Source organism: Lentibacillus sp. JNUCC-1, assembly GCF_009741735.1.
Taxonomy (GTDB): Bacteria; Bacillota; Bacilli; order Bacillales; family Amphibacillaceae; genus Lentibacillus_B.
In genome coordinates this window covers 368034-388980 of sequence record NZ_WHOH01000003.1, presented here as the reverse complement: position 1 = coordinate 388980, position 20947 = coordinate 368034, and the positions used below count along the sequence as shown (strand labels likewise).

20 protein-coding genes and 3 pseudogenes are annotated in these 20947 nt (G+C 38.9%); 2 read left to right on the top strand and 21 right to left on the bottom strand.

What is annotated here, in order from left to right:
• Nucleotides 1-124 precede the first annotated feature (124 nt).
• The 5 genes from JNUCC1_RS12380 to JNUCC1_RS12360 all read right to left on the bottom strand — a co-directional run bounded on the left by JNUCC1_RS12380 (nucleotide 125) and on the right by JNUCC1_RS12360 (nucleotide 3074).
• Complete coding sequence (locus JNUCC1_RS12380) at nucleotides 125-511, bottom strand: NUDIX hydrolase (protein ID WP_156645775.1); 387 nt, start codon at nucleotides 509-511, stop codon at nucleotides 125-127.
• Between the two features lie 226 nt (nucleotides 512-737).
• Nucleotides 738-1682, bottom strand: a complete 945-nt coding sequence (locus JNUCC1_RS12375) for a YecA family protein (RefSeq protein ID WP_331713776.1) — start codon at nucleotides 1680-1682, stop codon at nucleotides 738-740.
• A 155-nt stretch (nucleotides 1683-1837) separates the two neighbouring features.
• Nucleotides 1838-2020, bottom strand: coding sequence for a hypothetical protein (locus JNUCC1_RS12370; RefSeq protein WP_156645774.1), 183 nt, complete (start codon nucleotides 2018-2020; stop codon nucleotides 1838-1840).
• Nucleotides 2021-2078: 58 nt separating this feature from the next.
• Nucleotides 2079-2630 carry a hypothetical protein gene (locus JNUCC1_RS12365; RefSeq protein WP_156645773.1) on the bottom strand — a complete coding sequence of 184 codons (552 nt, stop codon included), beginning with the start codon at nucleotides 2628-2630 and terminating at the stop codon, nucleotides 2079-2081.
• Between the two features lie 87 nt (nucleotides 2631-2717).
• Nucleotides 2718-3074: a hypothetical protein gene (locus JNUCC1_RS12360; RefSeq protein WP_156645772.1), complete on the bottom strand. Its 357-nt coding sequence runs from the start codon at nucleotides 3072-3074 to the stop codon at nucleotides 2718-2720.
• 281 nt (nucleotides 3075-3355) lie between these two features.
• Here JNUCC1_RS12360 and JNUCC1_RS12355 point away from each other — a divergent pair, with 281 nt between their 5' ends.
• Nucleotides 3356-3499 carry a hypothetical protein gene (locus JNUCC1_RS12355; RefSeq protein WP_156645771.1) on the top strand — a complete coding sequence of 48 codons (144 nt, stop codon included), beginning with the start codon at nucleotides 3356-3358 and terminating at the stop codon, nucleotides 3497-3499.
• Nucleotides 3500-3547: 48 nt separating this feature from the next.
• Here JNUCC1_RS12355 and JNUCC1_RS19065 read toward each other — a convergent pair whose 3' ends face one another.
• Both JNUCC1_RS19065 and JNUCC1_RS12350 read right to left on the bottom strand, forming a co-directional pair.
• The gene (locus JNUCC1_RS19065) at nucleotides 3548-3676 is read right to left on the bottom strand and encodes a hypothetical protein (protein WP_269448172.1); all 129 of its coding nucleotides are present in this window, start codon (nucleotides 3674-3676) and stop codon (nucleotides 3548-3550) included.
• 373 nt (nucleotides 3677-4049) lie between these two features.
• On the bottom strand, nucleotides 4050-4214 hold the full coding sequence (locus JNUCC1_RS12350; RefSeq protein ID WP_156645770.1) for a hypothetical protein: 165 nt from the start codon (nucleotides 4212-4214) through the stop codon (nucleotides 4050-4052).
• Nucleotides 4215-4505: 291 nt separating this feature from the next.
• Between JNUCC1_RS12350 and JNUCC1_RS12345 the strand changes: the two genes are divergently transcribed.
• A complete protein-coding gene (locus JNUCC1_RS12345; protein WP_156645769.1) occupies nucleotides 4506-5708 on the top strand; it encodes an IS110 family transposase in 1203 nt (400 codons plus the stop codon).
• Nucleotides 5709-5831: 123 nt separating this feature from the next.
• Here JNUCC1_RS12345 and JNUCC1_RS12340 read toward each other — a convergent pair whose 3' ends face one another.
• The 14 genes and pseudogenes from JNUCC1_RS12340 to JNUCC1_RS12275 all read right to left on the bottom strand — a co-directional run bounded on the left by JNUCC1_RS12340 (nucleotide 5832) and on the right by JNUCC1_RS12275 (nucleotide 20845).
• On the bottom strand, nucleotides 5832-6158 hold the full coding sequence (locus tag JNUCC1_RS12340) for a hypothetical protein (RefSeq protein WP_156645768.1): 327 nt from the start codon (nucleotides 6156-6158) through the stop codon (nucleotides 5832-5834).
• Between the two features lie 176 nt (nucleotides 6159-6334).
• Entirely contained in the window at nucleotides 6335-7297 is a 963-nt protein-coding gene (locus JNUCC1_RS19060) for a methyl-accepting chemotaxis protein (protein WP_156645767.1), read from the bottom strand.
• 173 nt (nucleotides 7298-7470) lie between these two features.
• Nucleotides 7471-7686, bottom strand: coding sequence for a hypothetical protein (locus JNUCC1_RS12330; RefSeq protein ID WP_156645766.1), 216 nt, complete (start codon nucleotides 7684-7686; stop codon nucleotides 7471-7473).
• A gap of 52 nt (nucleotides 7687-7738) precedes the next feature.
• On the bottom strand, nucleotides 7739-8239 hold the full coding sequence (locus JNUCC1_RS12325; protein WP_156645765.1) for a restriction endonuclease: 501 nt from the start codon (nucleotides 8237-8239) through the stop codon (nucleotides 7739-7741).
• A 55-nt stretch (nucleotides 8240-8294) separates the two neighbouring features.
• Nucleotides 8295-9013 (bottom strand): annotated as a pseudogene (gene istB, locus JNUCC1_RS12320) (IS21-like element helper ATPase IstB).
• Nucleotides 9010-10528 (bottom strand): annotated as a pseudogene (istA, locus tag JNUCC1_RS12315) (IS21 family transposase). Before istA ends, istB begins: the two co-directional pseudogenes overlap by 4 nt.
• A 417-nt stretch (nucleotides 10529-10945) precedes the next feature.
• Nucleotides 10946-11829 (bottom strand): annotated as a pseudogene (locus tag JNUCC1_RS12310) (ABC transporter ATP-binding protein).
• A complete protein-coding gene (locus JNUCC1_RS12305; protein WP_156645764.1) occupies nucleotides 11826-12878 on the bottom strand; it encodes an ABC transporter ATP-binding protein in 1053 nt (350 codons plus the stop codon). The pseudogene JNUCC1_RS12310 and the gene JNUCC1_RS12305 overlap by 4 nt, the downstream one beginning before the upstream one ends.
• A gap of 114 nt (nucleotides 12879-12992) precedes the next feature.
• Nucleotides 12993-13925 carry an ABC transporter permease gene (locus JNUCC1_RS12300; protein ID WP_156645763.1) on the bottom strand — a complete coding sequence of 311 codons (933 nt, stop codon included), beginning with the start codon at nucleotides 13923-13925 and terminating at the stop codon, nucleotides 12993-12995.
• Nucleotides 13925-14863 (bottom strand): ABC transporter permease, encoded by a 939-nt coding sequence (locus JNUCC1_RS12295; RefSeq protein WP_331713775.1) that lies wholly within the window; start codon nucleotides 14861-14863, stop codon nucleotides 13925-13927. The genes JNUCC1_RS12300 and JNUCC1_RS12295 overlap by 1 nt, the downstream gene beginning before the upstream one ends.
• Before the next feature lie 144 nt (nucleotides 14864-15007).
• Nucleotides 15008-16672, bottom strand: coding sequence for a peptide ABC transporter substrate-binding protein (locus JNUCC1_RS12290; protein ID WP_156645762.1), 1665 nt, complete (start codon nucleotides 16670-16672; stop codon nucleotides 15008-15010).
• 75 nt (nucleotides 16673-16747) lie between these two features.
• The gene (locus tag JNUCC1_RS12285; protein WP_156645761.1) at nucleotides 16748-17875 is read right to left on the bottom strand and encodes an FAD-dependent oxidoreductase; all 1128 of its coding nucleotides are present in this window, start codon (nucleotides 17873-17875) and stop codon (nucleotides 16748-16750) included.
• Between the two features lie 27 nt (nucleotides 17876-17902).
• Nucleotides 17903-18994 (bottom strand): NAD/NADP-dependent octopine/nopaline dehydrogenase family protein, encoded by a 1092-nt coding sequence (locus tag JNUCC1_RS12280; RefSeq protein WP_156645760.1) that lies wholly within the window; start codon nucleotides 18992-18994, stop codon nucleotides 17903-17905.
• Between the two features lie 114 nt (nucleotides 18995-19108).
• Nucleotides 19109-20845 (bottom strand): thiamine pyrophosphate-requiring protein, encoded by a 1737-nt coding sequence (locus JNUCC1_RS12275; protein WP_231784205.1) that lies wholly within the window; start codon nucleotides 20843-20845, stop codon nucleotides 19109-19111.
• Nucleotides 20846-20947: the final 102 nt, after the last annotated feature.

Genomic DNA, 20947 nt, shown 5'->3' with positions numbered 1-20947 from the left:
TGGTCAATCAAAATTTATCATCTAATAACTCCCCTGTCAAGTTAAAAAAGCTTTCTTCAACAATATGGCCCGATTCTCGAATGCCCTTACACTGTAATACCGCCCCTTTGTTAAAGATTCTACATTAAAATTGTTGAAGTAAAAAACCCCTATCATCGGGATAGGCGTGCTTTAATACTTTTATTTCATCTGTTGACTTCCAATCGGTTTCAGCTATGATACCATCAGGGTCTTCGAAACCATCACTCTCACCATTTTTTTCTACTCTAAAATAATATGTTTTTACTTCTATACCTTGAATTGTAACCTCTTTAATTTTCAGTTCTTCAATAACTTCCACATCATACCCTGTCTCTTCTTTTACTTCCCTTATACAGCAACACTCCGGGGTTTCACCTTCTTCTATTCCTCCAGAAGGGACCGCCCATTCATCCGAGCCGAATGCCCTTACCATCAATAATTCACCGTTTTCATTAAAACAAACTGCTGCTGAACCTGACCAACTTTTCATTTATATCCTCCAAACCAAGAAAAATGTTTAACAATCTGGCCTGATTGAGAGCATCACCTGTCACTTTAAATCTTTAACAGAGTGGCGGACGGCTCCCCCATACCTCATCTATCTATTTTTCGCCAACCGAACTGCCGCCCACACCCCGCCTACAAGCAAGGCAAGCACAAGGAGTAATATTAAACTGGGGACACCTAAACTCATCGTCGTCATTGTTACCCCTCCCTTACAACTCCTGCTTCAAATCAATTAATCGTTCTTCATTCATTTCTGCGTCCATTTTATCCTTAGCAAGTGAGATGGCCTTTTCATACAGTTCTTTCGCCCGGTGAAGGTCCTGTTCTTTATGGATATATAACAGATCTCCCCATACGGTATAGCTCCATGGGTTCTTAGGAAATTCGGCTGCCAACTGCTTACATTCAGCATCAGCTTTATCAAAATCACCTAATTCACCGTATGAATCAATTATTGCGCGTCTCATGCTATGATAAATCTCTTCATCTGCTTCAGGGAAGAACGTGCAAAACGCCTCACAAAATTGAATCCGTTTATTAAGATAAGCGGTATCCTCAGAGCCCGCATTAAGCAGCGCGTACTCCAGATCATGAAAGAAATCCCTAATGGAAAATGTGCCGCTATACTGGTCATCCAAATAATCAAAGTCCTTATAGCGGCGATCAATTCTATAAGTGATGCCTTCCCAGACCTTCCACCACTCATCACAAGCCAACGCGAATTTGCCTTCTTCTAAGTAATCAGTACCCTTTATAATAAGATCATCCATGTGCTCCATCGAAATATTTTCACGCGGTGCCAGCCTATCCCACAGCACCCAAGCCGCAAACCAAGGAAAATCTTCCATTGGCCCATTAATCACAAGGGAATATTGATCAAACCAATGATCAGACACCTCTTCTGCAGAATAGAACCGCTCAACATCCTTCAAAAACGTCTGTTCATCAAACGGCACGCCCAGCCGCTGCAGCTGCTCAATAATCTCGTCAGTTGTTAACGCATTCACTTCCTCATACGATAAAAGTGCAATTTCCTCATGTTTTGTCTCTTCTGCTTGCATCGCCGAAAATTTCTCATCACGATCCATGCAGCACTTTTTATACTTTTTTCCACTCCCACAATGGCATGGGTCATTTCTTTTCAGTTTCGCCACGGTACCAGCTCCTTGAATGACTTGAGTTAGACTACTTCTTTTAAAAATTGTGCTTTACATTTTGGTTCAATCATCTGTGTACATTGCGCTCCTATACTGAAGGAAAAACACAGAACACTGTCCTTTCATAACAACTGCTTTGGTTAGCCAAAGGTTCAGCTTTCATCTTTTTTATACTTATATGGCTTACTTACCCATTGTAAAAATAGATAACCTAAGAATACAGCAACAGAAACGCCAATATTATCTATCCATTGAACTTCCGGCCTGAATAACCATTGCCATAACGTGAATGTCACAAAAAATATCAAGGCATAGGGCATAGCTTTTTTAATCACCTTGAATCCTCCTCCCGTTTACTTGAAAAAGGATTAACCACCAGCCAGAACAGAACTTCTATGTATGTGATTCATTCCTCCCCAGGAAAACGTAATAATAACGAATCAAAAATAACACCTCAAGCAATAATAAAGCACCCATTATATTGGATACTAACAATGGCATTAAACCAAGGATAGAAGTGATACCCGCCAATATGAACACTAACATCATAATGGTTATTAGATTTTCTAAGAGCTTTTCACTCATATTGCCTGTTAAACCTTCTACCAATTGGAAAATAATTATAAATGTCATAAACATACCAGCAGCAACAAACACAGCACCCGTTAAAGCTATTATTGATTGTAGCGTCGTTGACATCGCCATCGTCAACGGTGAATGACCTGTAACATTCAATAAGAAAACGATCATACTATGAGCAATCATAAAAATGGCATAGGGTCTGACTTTTAAAATGCGTTGATTTGATCTCCCCAATTCGTTTACCCCGTAGAGTATCAATACATATCCAATGAAGTTGGTGATGTAATAAATCACTCCGATATCCCAAAAACTGAAATTTGTTTTGAAGAAAATAAAGATTAACCCACCGAAAATATATGCCATAATAACTTCCCCCTTTACAGCCGGATGTTTAAAACGGGGCCTGATTCAGGCAAAGTGCTTCATTACTCATTTAGCTGATAGCAAAAATTAATCCCAATAATTGAATACAATCTCTCCAACTGTTTTCGGCTTCCAAAAGGCAAGTTGCTTCAAGTCCGCTTGGTGCAATGTGTTTTCATTTTCAAGAGTAATGTTTGTGCCTTGCTGATGATACCTTACAGGCTTATTCAGTTGCTCAAAACTTAAGACTTCGTAATACGGATTAAAGATATTTGACAGTTCCACGTCGTCAATGAAAGGAAAATGATGTTCATCTCCTTGGCGAGAAGATGTAAACGCTATGAAGGGATATTGACTATTAAGAAGGGCGTGAACACTTTTGTTTCTCACTTTAATGACAATTCCAAGTACTTCTTCTAGATATATTTCAATAAAAGTAAACAAAATTCCTGCAGATTATGTAAATCAAAATTAATATTCCGTCGCGTCATAATTAAAGCGCTTACAAAATGAATAGCAAACCACAAATCAACCCAAGATTATTCGATGGACTATCCCATTACCTCCCGCGCAGAAGCGCGTTAGGTGTAAACAGGCTCAAGCCTCTGACAACTTAAAGCTTTACAGTGTGGGGGACTGACACCCATAACAGCGATTTCACCTTTATCTCCTTCTTTTTCGTAATCATTTTGCGTATAATGAAAAACAAGAAGGAGGTTTTTTTAATGTCAGATCAACAAAATAAAAAACAGAAGTTGAAACTTACAAACAAAGATAAAGAAAACATCAAAAAACACCTTAAAAAAGACAGTGATAAGAGCGTCAGTGAAAAGTACTTTGAGGAGAATGAAAAGAAGAGATGGATTTAGATCTCAGATCATTGTGCCCTCATTCAGTTAGCACTTTTATTATTTTTTTTAATCATCTAAGAAACGACGACGTTCATCTGAATTTGGAGAGCTAAGAATGAATAAGGCTGCATCTTCCTCATTCACTTTCTCTTTTTCATTCTCTCGTTTTCTATATCGGCTGTAGGACTGTTTCATCAGGAGATCCAGGACAATTTCGTAGTACCATAGCTCATTTACATTACTGCTTTTAATCCGTTTTCTTGTTTCTACTAGAAGCTTTCTTTCATCATCATTTAGGTAGTCAGTTGGAATGAAAGTTTTTTTGATAATTACCCTCCCTCGAATAAGGATTGTTATAAGTTCAATTAGCTTTGTTCACAATCATGATCACGTTAGAGACACAACTCTTAAACAAAGAACGCGCCCGATATCAAGGAACTCCCATATCCTCCTCACTTTATTTTACTGTTTTTCTTTAAACAGTATGGTCCAACAATGGAAATTTGGACGCATAACTTTATCCCGTTATTGCGCCCGTTGAATGAATAAAAATTCTTTATATATTTATTTAACTACATTGCTGTTGCTTCTTTTTAGTAGCAAGTATTAAACCGCCACATACTCCACCACAAATTATAAAAATAATCATTGGAATTATATCATTAAATACCACTGCTCCTGCAACAATCCATACAACAAGATATGAATAGAACAATGTCCAATTAATTTTCATAAGTTATCTACTCCTTTAAATTTATTATTCCGCTAAATGGCCCGATCGTATTATATGGTTAGCCAGTCATTTCTGGTTGACCTATTTTTTATAGGTTTTATGCTTGAGGTAGCCGGGGTAGGACGCAATGGCCCGTGGGACTTGATCCCGTCCGTAATACTGTCCACCCCCTCCTTGTAGAAACATGTTTGAGGCTGGTTGGGGCATGGACCCCGTATAAAAAGCGAAGCTATGACACTACAAGTGATGTAGGGGCGTACCGGCGAATTTATTAAAGGAGTTGTATTTCATATGGATCCTGTTATTGGTCTGGATATCGCAAAAGGCGAAAGCCAGGTCCAAGCATTCCTACAGAGGAAAAAGACTTATAAGCAAAGCTTTAAATTTGCTCATGATCTACAAGGACTTCATGCTTTTTATCGGTTTTATCAAGAGGTGGAACAGGTTTCTGGTCAGCCTCCGGTTGTGATCTTTGAATCTACTGGGCATTATCACATGCCTGTACTGCAATTTCTTGAGGATCAAGACATAACGTACTGCTTAATCAATCCGGTGGTTTCCTATGAGGCCAGAAAAACAAGCCTACGCAAGGTGAAAACCGATAAAGCAGATGCGTTTCATTTAGGAGAGCTATACTACAAGGAAGATTTTGAATACTATCAAAAGAAGACGGAGAAAGCCCTGAATTTGCGTCTCTTAACAAGGCAGCACAGCGCATTAACAGAAAGCTATGTTGGTGTTAAGCTTCAATTTCAGGCTGCTTTAGATCAGGTCTTCCCTGAATTCCAAAGCGTTTTTAGTGACCTTTATGGAACGCTTTCGTTGAACACTTTAGCGCATTATCCAACCGCATTGGATATTCAAGGAGTTACGCCACAAGAGCTAGCTGATGAAATGCGACAGTTCGGAGCCAGACGCTCTAAAGCATGGTTTTTGGATAAAGCATCCCAACTAAAAGAAGCAGCAAAACGCAATCCTTTTCAGTCTCCAGTTTGTCATGGAGAGCTTGTTAGCCTGAACATGTACATTAAGATGCTTTTTCAATTCCAGGAGCATCTATCCAAATTAAAAGAAGAGATAGACGCCCTAGCGAAGACCTTTGAAGACTATGAATTTCTTCAATCCATTCCCGGAATCGGAAATAAGATTGCTGCAACAATCGTTTCCGAAATTGGGGATATCAACCTGTTTCATCATCCTAAGAAGTTGGTAGCCTTTGCCGGATTGGATCCAAGTGTCTTTGAATCAGGCAAATTCAAGGCATCCATTAACAACATCACAAAAAGAGGCTCATCAAGACTGCGTCAAGCGCTTTATTCGGCTGTTCAATGCGGTCTAGCTAAAAATCGAAACAAAAAGCTCATTGCCTTTTATCAACGCAAGCGGAATGAAGGAAAACTACACAAAGTTGCCGTCATTGCGTGTGCTAATAAGCTTGTTCATTGGATTCATGCCATACTAAGCAGCAAGAAAGTATTTGTAGATCAGTCATAATGATCATTAAATTATCTTACTTTTCAGAACCCTTATTGTTATCAACTATAAGGGCTTTTGGCATGCCCAATTTTAGTGTAACATGTTTTTTTAAGGTTTTTTAGCCCAAAGTATTGACAACTATTAGCTGGTATCTCGAATACCGCTACGCTGCAAACGCCCCCGATTCTGGCATAGTTTACAAACTTTGCTTATGTGATTGTAAAAGCGATAGAAACTTCTTTTTGTATATGTATACACCGTTGGAATGGAGGTGTTTTCTGTCGCTACTTCATCTTCTAACTGTATATGATTTGCATTTATCTTTCTAATAACAAACATATTGCCTTCATACTCACCTTGACGGAAATTTTCCAATGCAACAAAATCGTAAATGAGATTAAATGTTTCAATATCCATCATTTCGTCTTCGATAAATTTTTCAAACATACCTTCATCTTTACTCATCATTTCACCACCTTAGCGTATTCAACAATCTGGCTCTATAACGGCACACTGCTTATTCCTCAACTGCACCCTTCTCTTGAAAATATGTATCCACGGGACCAGTGAGAAAGCACGGGATCGGATCCGATGCTTCCACAATATAAAAGAAAGCATAAGAACCACCCCCATGTATCAAAAAACTATTTTACATCCTCAAGCAGAGTCTTAACCTTACTAATCCCATTCAACAATTCCTCTCCAACCACATCAGCATCTTCAATGTGTTTGGCAATTGTATCATCTGCTTCATTGAATAAACGTGTTGTCTCATCAAAGTTATAGACAATGTCTTCTGTGTTTTTCTTTTGATCTTCAATATGATCCAATAATCCTATTACTTCTTTCTGCACAATATTAATATGCTGCATAAGAATATCGATTTGTTCCGATGTGATTTTGCTTGATTCAATGCCTTCTTCTACCAGGGTGATGTTTGATAAATTATTTTTATTGGCATCTTCAATTTCTTCTTGTATCTTTTCCACCAATTCAGCGATATCTTTTGCACTGTTAGATGAGTTCTCAGCCAATTTGAGTACCTCGTCTGCAACCACAGCAAATCCTTTGCCTTGTTCACCTGCTCGGGCAGCCTCTATTGAAGCGTTTAAAGCCAGCAGATTGGTTTGTTTCGTTATATCATCGATAATATCGACGATGTTTTTAATTTGATTGGACCTATCTTCCAGACGGCTCATGCTTGCCGATGTCTGTTTGGATTGCTCACCTAAATTGTTAATAACCGTATTGATTTCTTCAACCGAATTCCTGCTATGTTCAGAAGCCTTCTCCATTTCATTTGACGACGTATACAGCGTGTTCCCCTGCTCTAACATCTTTTTAGAAACCTCTATGGATTCCATCGTACTGTCTTCCACCTTCTGAAACTTCTGGTGCAGCTGCAAAAACATATCGCCTAACACATCATGCTGCGTATTAACATAATCATGCTGCTTAACGACCGCCAATAATTCTTTATGTAGATCATTCAGGAAGATTTGTAACCGGTTCTTGTCCTCATCCAGCTCAGCATTTAACTCATCAATCTTCTCTTCTAGTTTTTCGATATAGAGCAAGTCGTTTTTAGAATGAAATAAGGTTTTCATGGTTTGTAACACTTCTTTCAGGGTGTATTTTATTTTCCAGGATTTTAATTCATGCATTATTTGGTTTTAGGTTAGTAATGTCTTTTTTGACTATGTATCGAGACTTAGCGGCTTTCAAGCTCTGAAACGGTGTGAACTTTCTCCTTTATCACCTTTTTATCTACTGGTTTCAGCTAAAAAACCAATTTTGGATAACTTGCCAGATTACCATTATTAGCTGCGGCTGGACCAACAAGCAACAACCCAAGCAACAGTGACTTTAAAATATCCGAAGTCGTACTTGTGTCCTCATCACGTTCAATAAGGTCCATCTTCTCATTCAAGTGGTCTAACGACTTATTGATATTTTTTAATTCCTCTAAGATCTGTTCTTCTGTATTGTGTTCCATAATAATCCCCACCTGTGTGTGTTCAATGAAAAAGAACCTAGGCCCGTTAACATTAAGTCAGCCTCAAGATCATGTCTGCATGAGCGCCCTGTTCCGCTCCTTGTGTAATATCCTCGATTATCCTGATCAGTCGCCGCCCATCAATTAATACAATTGACTTGCCTATTGCATATGAAATCGCCTGTGCTGTAAATTCACCTGTTGTGATTATATAACCCTTGTCAGCTTTACAATCGATTATAGCACTATAAAATTTCTGTACGTGTGGCCGTGTCACTTTTTGTTTCACATATCTCTTACATTCAATAATGGCATGGAAGTCTTTTTTATAAATCAAAATATCCTTACCGCCATCCCCCGTTGCCTTAGTCACATGTGCATCAAACCCCATCTGATGAAACAAATCACTTATGTAGTATTCAAAATCAATCGGCGTCATTTTCTTTAAGCTGTTTAAGTTACCCAATCTTTCTAATTCCTGTTTTCTAAGCTCAGCCTCTTTTTGCTTTCGCTGCAGACGAAAATGTCTTCTTGCCATAATTGTATTTGGCAAGTAGAAAATGTATAAATTGGAAGTTAAAAATGTAGCTACTTGCCAACATCCTTTTTTAATGATTGAGTAACGATTCTTTATGCCGAAAACTTTCTCGGTTGAACACCAATAAATGCGAGTAATGAATCAAACGATCAATAAACGCTTCTGTTAGAATGGGATCTCCAAACTCGTGATTCCACTGTCCAAACTGTAGGTTCGTAGTGACGACTACACTTCGCTGTTCATAACACAAGTTGATGACTTGGAACAGGAGCTCTGCTCCCTGCTTATGCAATGGCACATAGCCTAGTTCGTCTAATATCAATAAATCTAAACTCTCAATCTGTTTATAAAGTTTGCCCAGTGACCCTTTCTCATTGGCTTCAAGCAGCTGATTTACCAGCTGTGCCACCGTATAAAAGCGCACTTTCTTTTTTGTCTGATGAATTGCATTCCAGCCGCAAAGAGAGGCTAAAAGAGTCTTACCTACACCTACGCCGCCATATAAAATGAGATTTTCTTTCCTATCGATAAATCCCCCGCTAATACATCTTCTTTCGAGAGATCACTGTTCATATGAATGCCATCCCACTCAAACTGCCTGCCGGATATATCTGGCAATAATGATTGCTTGATCAATAGATTTAATTTCCGTTCTTCGCGCTGCTCGATTTCCTTTTCGAATAGTTTCAGTAAAAACTCTTCGTGAGAGGCAGCTTCCACCTCATGATAATGTTCTCGAATCCAACTAAGTTTTAATCGCTTCGCGTGTTCTTCGATCAACTCCTTCATACCTGCTCACCCCCGGCTATCGTAAATAATTGATCATAATGGGTAAGCCCGCGTGAAGTAGGTTCTGCCGCCGGTATTTTCTTCGGCAGTCGCGGAAGCGACAGTGTCTCCCGAATGCCACGCCCATTAACTAACTGATAGTAGACATGCTTGATCGATTCAGCGGTTGGATGACCGTGCTCTGAGGCCATATGTAATGCCTCAGTCGGCAAGTGGAAGTCCTGATCCTTCAGAAGAACGGCCAGTAAACTCAATCCGGCTTTCTTCTCTTCCGGCGAACAGGCTTCAAAGTAGACCTTCCATTCTTCAGGTAGCTGGTCATAAAAAGAGCTGTATTTTAATGCCGTTGGACGTTTGGCCATCAAGGTTAAATATGGCTGCCAATTCATCGCTTTTCGTTCGCTTCCATAGAGTCTCGGATGGGTGGTTAGAATTTCATTCTTTTCATTTAGAATGGTCACCTGATCAAATGAAAGCCTGACTGTCACTGCTTGCCCGGCGAAGCGAGGTGACGTAGAATACTGTTTTCGATCAATCCGGATAAATCCATATTTATCTGCCTTCAAATGTTCATAACGAATACATTCATATGCCTTGCCTGGCAATTGCAATAATCGTTCTTTGTCTGCCGAATGTAGTTCGGTAATCGGCAGTGCTTTTTCGTAATGAGCTCTTTCCCGATCACCTACACTCCAGACAAAAGCTTGTTCATTTAAGTCTGCCAAACGATTGTATGGAACAGCTGGCAACAAATAATTATTGCGGATGTACTTTACCATGGCTTCCACATGGCCTTTCTCATTGCCGCTGTTCGGATTGCAGAATTCGTAAGAAAACCCATAGTGTGCAGCGAATCGTTCAAATTCCTCTGTGAGCACACGTTCTCCTTCCGGCAGTACTTTTTGACGGCAGGTGACAGGTTATCAAAACGGATAGTATGCGGCACCCCTTCAAGAAATTCAAATATATTCGCTAAACCTTGAAGAAAACACTCTCGATTCTGAGACGGAAACACCTGATATAAAAATGCGTTGCTGTAAGGGAAGGAAAGCACTAAGAAATGCCGAACGACTTCCTCGCCTTCATGTAGGAAAGGCGCTTCACCAAAATCCACCTGAGCAGCCCCTGGCTTTGTTTCTAAAGGAAGAGCTGCCTCTTCACTCTCTTCCATTAACTCTCGCTTTCGTTTGGAAATATAGTCCCTGACCGAACGGTCAGAACCTGTAAACTGGTGGTGTTTTACTAATAGATCATAGATTCGTTTCGCAGTCCGACGAAACTTCTTTTTCTTTTTGGAGTCCTCCATCAGCCATTCATCGATAATAGGTTTGACGGGTCCATGACAGGGGATCTTCTTTTTTGTTTGATAGGCTCTTTTGGATTGAAATCTTCCATATCGGAATACTTCTTCACTGTCCGACTATCTATCCCCGTCTGTCGTGCTACTTCTGCATAGCTGCGACCTTTTTTATTCGTTTCACATCTGATATAATTAATTTCAGCCATTGCTAACATCTCCTATACTACCTCCCGTAAAGTATTGCCCAAACAGGAGTGTATGTAATTTTTTGGATGTTGGCAAGTGGCTTTTTTTATAGGTACATAAATTAACTGCCGTTTCCTACATTTCTAGTGTGCCATAAACACCCCACTTTCACAAACTGCCCAAACTCCTTCGAAAAACTCAACTTAACCGTATCGGAAAGCGCGATTTCATTCTCCTTATGCAATCAAATTTTGTTATAAGTAGTTACATATGATTAAAAGAAGACACAATGGGCAGATGATGTCCGTTTTTGTGCTTTCTTAAGCGTAAAACTTCCGATTAACCCCTTTAAAAACCGTCCCCATGCCACACGGGAATTAATAGATAGCAAAGGTCAGTCCCTTGTCACTTGAAAACTGGAATGACGTGGGGACTGACCTGTTATTTTACAAACGGACCCAGTGGCCAGGGGTCACTTCACGCAACTGAGAATTTGAAGTATTGTCTTGAGTTGCCTCGTATGCAAACCGTTGACGACTACGCTCATACACAGGATCTGGTACAGGTATAGCAGATAATAAAGACCTGGTATAAGGATGTAAGGGTTATTATATAATTCATTGCTTTCAGCTATTTCAACAAGGTGTCCATTATACATAACACCGACACGATCGCTAATGTATTTTACCATCGATAAATCATGGGCTATAAACAAAAATGTTAAGCCTTGTTTTCTTTGTAGTTCCTTTAATAAATTGACAATCTGTGCTTGGATAGAAACATCTAAAGCAGATATAGGTTCATCGGCTACTATAAATTCCGGTTTGACACTTAACGCTCTGGCTATACCAATTCTTTGACGTTGACCCCCGCTAAATTCATGTGGATATCGGTTAGCGTGACTGTCATTTAGTCCCACTAAGCTTAACAATTGACTCACTTGATTAGTGCGATCTTCTTTAGATGATGCTAATCCATGAATATCAATTCCCTCTGCAATAATATCTTTAACTGTCATTCGAGAGTTTAATGAGGCATAGGGATCCTGAAATATCATTTGCATTTTTTGATTAAACTGTTTTCGCTGTTTTGGCGATTTAGCTCCATGAATATCCTGACCATTAAAAATTATTTTTCCATTAGTAGGCTCGTAAAGATTAACAATGGTACGCCCCATTGTTGTTTTACCACAACCTGATTCTCCAACTAATCCAAAGGTTTCTCCTTCATATACATCAAACGATACATCATTAACAGCTTTAAATGACTTTTTTCTTTCGACTGGGAATGCTTTTGTTAAGTTCTTTACTTCGAGTATTTTCTTCGTCATTTTTCATCACCAATTTTTTGCTTGCTGGATATACCTTTCATACGCTTTTTGACTTCTTCCGGGGGTTCAACTTTTGGTGAATTTTCATGTAACAACCACGTCGCTGCATAGTGTGTATCGGATACTTTGAACATTGGAGGTTCTTGTTTGGTATCTATTTTAAGTGCATAAGCATTGCGAGGAGCAAATGCATCCCCTACAGGAGGTTTTAACATATTTGGGGGACTTCCTGGGATAGAAACCAAATCACCTTTTTCCATATTGGGTGTGGGTATAGAACCTAATAACCCCCAAGTATAAGGATGTTTAGCATTGTAAAATATTTCATCTGTTCTACCTATCTCGATGATTTTGCCAGCATACATGACTGCCACACGATCTGCTACATTTGCGACTACCCCCATATCATGTGTGATGAATATGATGGAATTGTTTGTTTTCTCCTGAATGTTTTTCATTAATTCCAGAATTTGAGCTTGGATCGTAACATCCAATGCCGTTGTAGGTTCATCTGCAATCAATATGTTTGGATTGCTTGCAAGAGCAATTGCAATAACAACACGCTGGCGCATTCCACCGGAAAACTGATGTGGGTAATTATCCACACGGTCGGTCGCATTAGGTATACCTGCCATCTCCAATAGTTCTATCGTACGTTTCTTCGCTTCTTTACGACTGATCATTTCATTTTTAAGGAGACCTTCCATGATTTGTTTACCTATTCGCATCGTCGGATTTAAGGATGTCATTGGGTCTTGAAAAATCATTCCTATTTCTTTCCCTCTATATTTCTCCATCTCTTTTTCGGACTTTGAGATAAGATTTTCGCCTTTATATACAATAGAGCCGCTTTTATAGCGTGCAGGTGGGGTTGATATTAACTTCATGATTGATTGTGCTGTGACACTTTTACCTGATCCAGACTCACCAACTATCGCTAAGGTCTCTTTCTCATACAAATCGAATGTGATCCCACGAACAGCTTCCACCTCACCATTATGAGTGTCAAATGATATCGAAAGATCATTTACTTCGAGTACTTTGTTCATCTGCGAGCCTCCTGAATTGTTTAGTATCATGTCTCTGAAACCTTTTTATAATTCTTCTGTTTTTCTCACAAGCATTCTTTTCAATGCCTAAGGTTTCTTTTTCCTGTTAATCTCTTAGGTTCTTTCTTTTGGATCCAATGCATCTCTTAAACCATCTCCTATTAGGTTAAATGACAGCATCGCCAAACAAATAAAAAACGAAGGGAAGAATATTTGATATGGATAATACCTTAAAGCTGGCAATGCATCAGATGACATGGTTCCCCAACTTGCAAGCGGGGCAGGTACGCCTAAACCAAGATAACTCAAAAATGCTTCAGTAAATATTGCTGTTGGAATTGTCAAAGTTAGGGTAACCAGGATTGGCCCTAAAATGTTCGGAATAAGATGCTTCGTCATTATTCTAACCTTACTCGCTCCTAATACAATCCCAGCCATGATATATTCTTCGGATTTTAACTTAAGAACTTCTCCACGAACGATCCTAGCCATATTGATCCACCCGGTGATGGACATAGCGATAATCAAAGTCCAAAGCCCTTGCGGTAAAACGACTAACAATAAAATAACTACCAGCAAATATGGTAAACCATATAAAACATCAGCAGCGCGCATCATATATTCATCGACTTTCCCGCCCAAAAAACCTGCTGTAATCCCCCAAATGACACCGATCACTAAATCGATTAGAGCAGCCATGAGGCCTATAAATAAAGATATTTTAGCTCCATACCATGTTCTGGCAAAAATATCTCTCCCCAGATTATCTGTGCCAAACCAATGCTCAGCAGAAGGCGATTGGTTGGCATTAACTAAATTATTATCATAGTAATTGTGTCCAGATATAGATCCCCCTACTAAAGCCATAATCCCCATGATTAAAATGGAAACTATACCGAAAACAGCTAATTTATTTTGTTTAAATAAACGCCACGTGTCTTTCAAGTAACTGGATGTTTCACCAGCAATCTCTTCACCATCATACAAATCACTGTCATCTGTAAAATCAAAGTCTTCTTTTGTGAAATTACCGTTCGTTTGTGACATCAACTTCCCCGCCCTTTCTCAGTAATCTTAATCCGAGGGTCGATAAGGCCATAAAGCAAATCAACGAGTAATATAGTTATTAATAGCAAAGCACTGAAAAAAACTGTCGTACCCATAATAACTGTATAATCTCTATTAGTAACACTATCTACAAATTCATTACCCAGCCCTGGTATAGCGAATATTTTTTCAATCACGAAACTTCCCGTTAAAACACTTGCTACAAGGGGTCCAATATAAGAAACAACAGGTAATACAGCATTTCTAACAGTATGCTTATAGACAACCGCTCTTCTCGTTAATCCTTTTGCTTTTGCCGTACTTATGTGATCGGCGTTTAATACTTCCAACATACTGGAGCGCATCAACCTTGCAATAAAAGCTAAAGGTGTAGCAGCCAAAGCCATCGCAGGCAATATCGTATGCCAAAAAGAATCAAACTTTGCAATTGGTAAAGCTTGGAGCTTAATCGAAAGGACGTATTGCAACAATGTTGCTAAAAGAAAATTAGGTATTGATATACCTAAGACTGCAAAAACCATTGTAGAGTGATCTCCAAATTTCCTATGTTTTAACGCAGCTATAGCTCCAAGAAAAGTTCCTAAAGCCACAGCCAGCAAAATAGCTTCTATTCCTAAAACAAAAGAATATGGGAAACTGTCATTTATAATTGAAGTTACGTCTCGTCCTGTATATTTATAAGAAGGCCCTAAATCCCATGTAATAACCCTTTTCAAGTACTTAAAGTATTGAATATGAATTGGATCGTTCAGGCCATAACTTTCATAGAGCTGTTCCTTCACCTCAGGAGGCAAATCGTTGTTTTCAGAAGCAAAAGGTCCCCCAGGCGCAGCTTTCATTAGAAAAAAAGTAATCGTAACAATTATAAATAGTGATAAAACAATAAACCCTATTCGTTTTAATAAATACATTTTCACTGGTTAACACCTCCAAAATCGGTTATATCCACTTATCGTTTTAACTCTTGAGAAAACTATTCATGAGATGAGCTGAGAGGGAAGCTTAAAAGCCTCCCTCCGCTACAACTTTCCCTATTAACTACACTCTGCTTAGCAATCTGTCTAATGTTCTGATAGATAAGCCCATTTCAATTGGATTCTTCCCAGGACATCTATGTGAACATCGTGAACATAATCCTTTGCTACATGAGAGGATACCAAGAAATAAAGAGGTGATACTATCGCATCATCCATTAAGACTTTTTCTGCATCTCGCAAAATCTCTTTATATTGATCTGAATCCTTTTCTTGTTGTGCTTGCTTCATCAAGTCTTGAAACTCCTCATTCTCCCAGTCCATATAATTTTTTCCTCTAGATTTTTCAGAGTAAGCATTTAGATCCACAAATGCGTCGTTTACTTTAGCACCGTATCCCAAGCGGGCGATTTGAAACTCACCTTGATCTATACTATCAAGATAAACTTGCCATTCTTTATTATTAAGTGTTACTTCTACTCCTAGGGTGTTTTTCCACATATCTTGTATAGCCTGAGCAACAGAAGCATGTTCTTCTGAAGTATTATAAGTTATCTCAATCTCTGGTAAATCTTCTATGTCGTCGTACCCTTCTTCCTGAAGCCCTTTTTCAAGTAGTTCCTGAGCTTTTTCCACATCATTATCTTTAAAATAACCTTCCTCATTTTCTTCCCAAATTGGCGGGGAAACGTATGCCATAGCTGGTTTTTGTCCAGCTTTCGTAATATTATTCACGATTTGTTCCCGGTTGACGGCGTATGAAAATGCTTTTCTTATATTAACGTTATCGAAAGGTTTCTGTTGAATATTGAATGCATAGTAATACGTTCCTGCACTCGTTTGATTATTTAGTTTCCCTTCTTCTTTTAAAGCGTTTATAGCCGGCAAGGGGAGCGTTCCTGCTGGATCTCCAGCAAAATCAATTTCACCATTTTCATAAAGGTTGTAAATTGTATTTTCATCAGGAACGATCGGCATATTAATTTTATCCAAACTCACTGATTCCTCATCCCAATAATGTTCGTTCTTAACTAATACTACTTTATCTTTATTTACTCTTTCTTCGAGCTTAAATGGTCCGTTTGTGACATAATCATCCCCAGCTTCTTGATCCCATTCAGAGTTATTCTCAACAATTTCTTTGTTTACTGGAAAAGACACTGAATTTGTTAATAGATCTAAGAAATAATTCGCTGGAAACTCAAGTTCTACCTCTAGCGTTTTTTCATTTGCTGCATTGACTCCTATTTCATCTACCGCCACTTCTCCAGCTTTAGCTTTACTCGCATTTTTAATAACAAACATCTGATCCGCAGCGGGGGTGTCGGGGTTTTCAGGATTAAGTACCCATTTCCATGCATACTCAAAGTCTTCTGCTGTTACCGGATCCCCATTAGACCATTTAGCGTCCTCTCTTATTGTAAATGTATATTTGAGTTTATCATCTGACACCTCATATGTTTCAGCCATAGCTTCTTTTGGATTATCATCTTGATCTAGCCGCATTAACCCCTCAAACATTTGATGCAATAAAACATCAGAAGTCGCATCACCAATTTTTCTCGGATCAAATGTAGGAGGGTCTGTATCAAGGGCCATATTTAATTCTTGATTACCTGAGGGTGACCCATCACCATTTGTAGCTGTGTTATCATTGTTGTTTGAAGCACTTCCTTGTTCTGAACATCCGATGGCTAGCATTAAAAACATACCTGTTAGTACAGCGAGCAAAGAATATTTTACTTTTTTCATAGTAGAGCCTCCTTTTAATGTATGAAAAACTTTAAATCCGATATCATACCCGATCCCGAAAAGTGATGTTTTTACTTATAGATCGAATCTTTTAGGAGAAAGATGGTCTATTGAATGACTAACTTTTTCACCTGCTGCTAACTTACCCGCAATGTTTGCCATGGCAGAGCCTTGAGAAAAACCTGATCCCGAGAAACCACACATCAATAAAATGTTTTTGCTTTTCTTTGTTGCACCCACTAATGGTAATTGATCAGTAGTGTATCCATCCATAAATGGGATAGTGGATACAGGATCCGGATTAATTCCTGGCATAAGGTGTTTCAAGGATTCTCTTACCTCAAGAATATCTTGCACATCCACATTTTTATCAAACTCGTTTGCATTATTTAAAACCTTCATAGCATGGGCTCCGCTGACTCTTACAAGTCTTCCATCGATTATAGGCGTACCGATTATATGTCGATCTCCGCTTACTCTGGAGAAGTTTGGAAACTTATCTTCTGTAAATTGAGCAGTATCTTTTGGAACAAACCATGTCATAATAATTCTATGCACTTCAAATATATTCTTTATATCAGGATAAACTTCGTTAGCCCATGGTCCAGCTGAAATAATAACTTTACCAACCCTAAATGTTTGTTCGTTGTCAGTATGAATTGTCACACCGTTTGCATCGGGTTCTATCCCAGTCACTTTAGTGTAGGTGTAGACTTTAGCACCTAATTGACGAGAGCGATTTACAGCAGTGACAACTATTTGCTCGGGTCTCAGCACTCCACCCAACTTATCAAAGACCGCGATTTCCCCATCAAAGAGATCATGCATGGGAAAGCGTCTTTTGGTTTCATCTTTGTCTAAAATTTCGTGAGGTATATTGTACGCCTCTACACACTTTATGACATTTTTCATCCTATCCGTATTAGGGTCTCCAATTGTTAGTGTACCGCCTGAGGATAGTAATTGCTGCCCGGTATCCTCTTCCAGCTCACGATACAATTGATGTGATTCTTTACTAAAGGCCGTATGGTTCATTGAACTTGAAGCAACTACAAACCTTCTTGATCCGCCTCCATGCGCAGAGCGATCATGTCCGATTCCGAACTGTTCGAAACCTAAGACAGAAACCCCTTTTTTAGATAAATTCCAACATGTCATGCTGCCAATGGTCCCTAAGCCTATAACTGCTACATCCGCATCCACATCTATTTCCTCCCTTATAGTGATCGTCTAGTTAATCAAAAGTTGCTTAATCTCTGCTATCGTTTTATTTTCAACTCCCATCGCTTTCAAATTACGGCCTTCTTGTCTGTAATCTATATCATTCATTCGAGAAGCCAGTGTAATGAGCGAGTCGATATGTGGCGTTTGTATCCCTATTTTCTTTGCCAGTTCGGAATAAGGAACCAATCCATATGGCACGTCCTCAGAAACATATCGTTCCTGTAGATTGCTGGGACATACAGATGAGCCAATTTTTGGGCCGCCTAGGGAGGGATTAGTTGATATATATTCATAAATGGAACCCAGGTGTTTTTCATTCAATTGATTGACCTTATCCAAGAATGACATGCAATTGTAATCTAGCTGTCTACCAATGTGAATGCGTTCTGAGTCAATTGCTTCCATCACTTTACCGACAGAAGGTGAAATGCCGCCCCAATAAAAATCAAAATTTCCTCCTGAAGTTTCAATCCATCCGGCATTTAGAATTGCGGGAGCTGGATGCATCAATGTGCTATTATTATTTAATGCTATTTCCAGAAGACCTGATGTGGTCTCAACATTATCAAACAGTGGTTCTAACTTGGTTACCGCAAATTTCGCATGTTCATGATCTATCGCAGCTACAGTTATTTCTTTTCTCATTCCGTGGATATTAACTTCTCCGGGGGAGGATTTTCTGCATCCCATTAGATTGGAAATATCTACAATTGCTATGTTTTTCTCATTACCTTCCATTTTTACGATTCTGTCAAATTCCAGTGCCGCAAATACTGATCCTGAGTTGATCGCCACAACCTGTCCTTCTGTTAGATACTTCGCACACTCTTCTGCTACTTTTTTATGTCCGTATGCCGGGACAGTGACAAATACAACTGTTGCGCCGGAAATCGCTTCTTCCATATCCGTTGTAATACACCCGACTTGTCCAAACCCTTCTACAGAACCAGAAAGATATACACCACCCTGTTCTTTAATGAGCTTAATGTTTTTTTCAAATTCAGGAAGTTCATATAAACGAACATCAAGGTTTTTCATTCCGTAATAACCAGCTAATGCACTTCCGACACTGCCAGCTCCCAATACAGCAACTTTCATTGTCCAACCCCTCCTATTAATTTTTTATAATAAATTATAGTACCTTAAAAACATATTAAAGGCAATATAAGATTTTTTGTTTTGAAAAAATTTTAATTATTAATAACCCTATATTTATTTATTCCCATAATTCTTGACTGAGGGTAAATAAACATCTAATACAGCATTTTGACCTGAATGAACCGCTTCGATCGCTTTTTTCAAAGCGTTTGTTAACTCATTTGCTTGGGTGACTTTTAAAGCAAAAGCTCCCCCTGCTGCCTCAGCTATTTTTGATAAATCTGATACAGGGGTGAAATCCGTGAAAAATTGTTTTGTTTGATACCCTACGCCCTCCGGATGAATACCTAATGTTGACAACTTTGGAGATAGCCAGCCTTCATTGTTAAAAATAATGGTTAAAAAAGGAGTTTGATACTTTCGAGCCATCCAATAAACCGCTGATGGGACACTAAAAATATAACTGCCATCACCAGTAAGATTGATAACCATTTTTGATGGATCAGCTAACTTAGCCCCAATCGCTGCCCCGCCATTCCAGCCAAGTCCACCTCCCCCACTTGTAAACACAGATCCGGGCTGATTCATATTTAAATGTTGATAAGAGACATCATAGCTCGATATAAGTTCATTGATAATAATAGTGTTTTCGTCACTTACTTGCCTTATGCACGCAAGAACATACTCAGGAGTCATTGTATTATCACTAAGTTGTTCAGCCTCTTTTTGGGCTTTTACTTTCTGAAGGTTAAGCTCTTTAACTTTTGCCCTTCTACTTACAACAATGTCATCTTCCAATGTTATTTGCTCTAACTTTTCATTTAACTGCTTTAAGGCTGTTTCTGCATCTGCTGCAAAAAATTGTTTTGAAGGAATATACCAAAGTGGTGTTTGGTCTTTCAAAGGATTATCGTCAATATAATAAACAATCGCCTCTTTTAAAGGTTTATTTTTTAAAGGTATCCAAGGGACTGTGCTGTTTACGACCAGTATGAAATCAGCATTTTCTAATACCTCATTTTGTTTTTTTGTATTCCATTGATAACCCATGTGAAGAGTGTTATCAGGTGGAAAATTCATATAAGAAGGTACGGATTCTAATATAGGTACAGCCATTCTTTCGCAAAAAGAAACGAGTTCTGTAACAGCCTTCTTGTTTCGTCCTAGATAAGACGTCACAACCAAAGGGTTTTTTGCTTTTAATAAATCTTCTATAATTGTAGTAACTTCTCCAGGAGGTAAAGCAGCAGGCGCTACAGGTTTCCACTGATCTATATCTAAATCCGTCGCTTTCGGAATTTCTTCTTCCATTACTTCGCGAGCCCCCATAAGATATACTGGACCTTTGGGGGTCGTTTGGGAAATCTGCAAAGATCGATAAACCAATTGTTTTACATTTAAACCTGTTTGAATCTCATTGATATACTTCATATATCCTCTTACAATTCCACCTTGATCAGGAACATCCTGTATCCATTGAATAAATTCATTCCTGCTTCCCAGTAACTCACCTTCTTGTGTGTAAGGTGATTTTCCGGCAAATATTAAAATAGGAACTTCACCCTTCCATGCATTATGGAGACCCGCACCTAAATTCTGTGTCCCGCACTCAACATGAACGATAACAGCCTGAGGCTTACCCGTAACTTGTGCATAACCATGTGCAGCACTGATCGCTACCATTTCGTGCGGGCACATAACGACACGCGGTAAGTCTTTCTCTTCTTTTTCTCCTGCAGCAAGTGCCTCAATCAATGCTGGATGATCACTTCCAAAGTTTGAAAACAAATACGAGACACCGGCTTCTTGGAGAGCTTCCAAAAAAGCCATACTTGTTGTATATTTATTCAATAATTTCCTCCTGCCTTTCAAACAATCGCCACTTCAAGAGCGTTTACTTTTATTGATTATTAAGAAACTATCATGTATTGTTTAACTATTCAATATAGATTT

Bases quoted from the DNA above. Each gene is read 5' to 3' on its own strand.
- JNUCC1_RS12380 (WP_156645775.1), bottom strand. From the start codon at position 511: ATGAAAAGTTGGTCAGGTTCAGCAGCAGTTTGTTTTAATGAAAACGGT.
- JNUCC1_RS12365 (WP_156645773.1), bottom strand. From the start codon at position 2,630: ATGGCATATATTTTCGGTGGGTTAATCTTTATTTTCTTCAAAACAAAT.
- JNUCC1_RS12355 (WP_156645771.1), top strand. From the start codon at position 3,356: ATGTCAGATCAACAAAATAAAAAACAGAAGTTGAAACTTACAAACAAA.
- JNUCC1_RS19065 (WP_269448172.1), bottom strand. From the start codon at position 3,676: ATGAAACAGTCCTACAGCCGATATAGAAAACGAGAGAATGAAAAAGAG.
- JNUCC1_RS12350 (WP_156645770.1), bottom strand. From the start codon at position 4,214: ATGAAAATTAATTGGACATTGTTCTATTCATATCTTGTTGTATGGATT.
- JNUCC1_RS12345 (WP_156645769.1), top strand. From the start codon at position 4,506: ATGGATCCTGTTATTGGTCTGGATATCGCAAAAGGCGAAAGCCAGGTC.
- JNUCC1_RS12340 (WP_156645768.1), bottom strand. From the start codon at position 6,158: ATGATGAGTAAAGATGAAGGTATGTTTGAAAAATTTATCGAAGACGAA.
- JNUCC1_RS19060 (WP_156645767.1), bottom strand. From the start codon at position 7,297: ATGAAAACCTTATTTCATTCTAAAAACGACTTGCTCTATATCGAAAAA.
- JNUCC1_RS12330 (WP_156645766.1), bottom strand. From the start codon at position 7,686: ATGGAACACAATACAGAAGAACAGATCTTAGAGGAATTAAAAAATATC.
- JNUCC1_RS12305 (WP_156645764.1), bottom strand. From the start codon at position 12,878: ATGAACAAAGTACTCGAAGTAAATGATCTTTCGATATCATTTGACACT.
- JNUCC1_RS12300 (WP_156645763.1), bottom strand. From the start codon at position 13,925: ATGTCACAAACGAACGGTAATTTCACAAAAGAAGACTTTGATTTTACA.
- JNUCC1_RS12290 (WP_156645762.1), bottom strand. From the start codon at position 16,672: ATGAAAAAAGTAAAATATTCTTTGCTCGCTGTACTAACAGGTATGTTT.
- JNUCC1_RS12280 (WP_156645760.1), bottom strand. From the start codon at position 18,994: ATGAAAGTTGCTGTATTGGGAGCTGGCAGTGTCGGAAGTGCATTAGCT.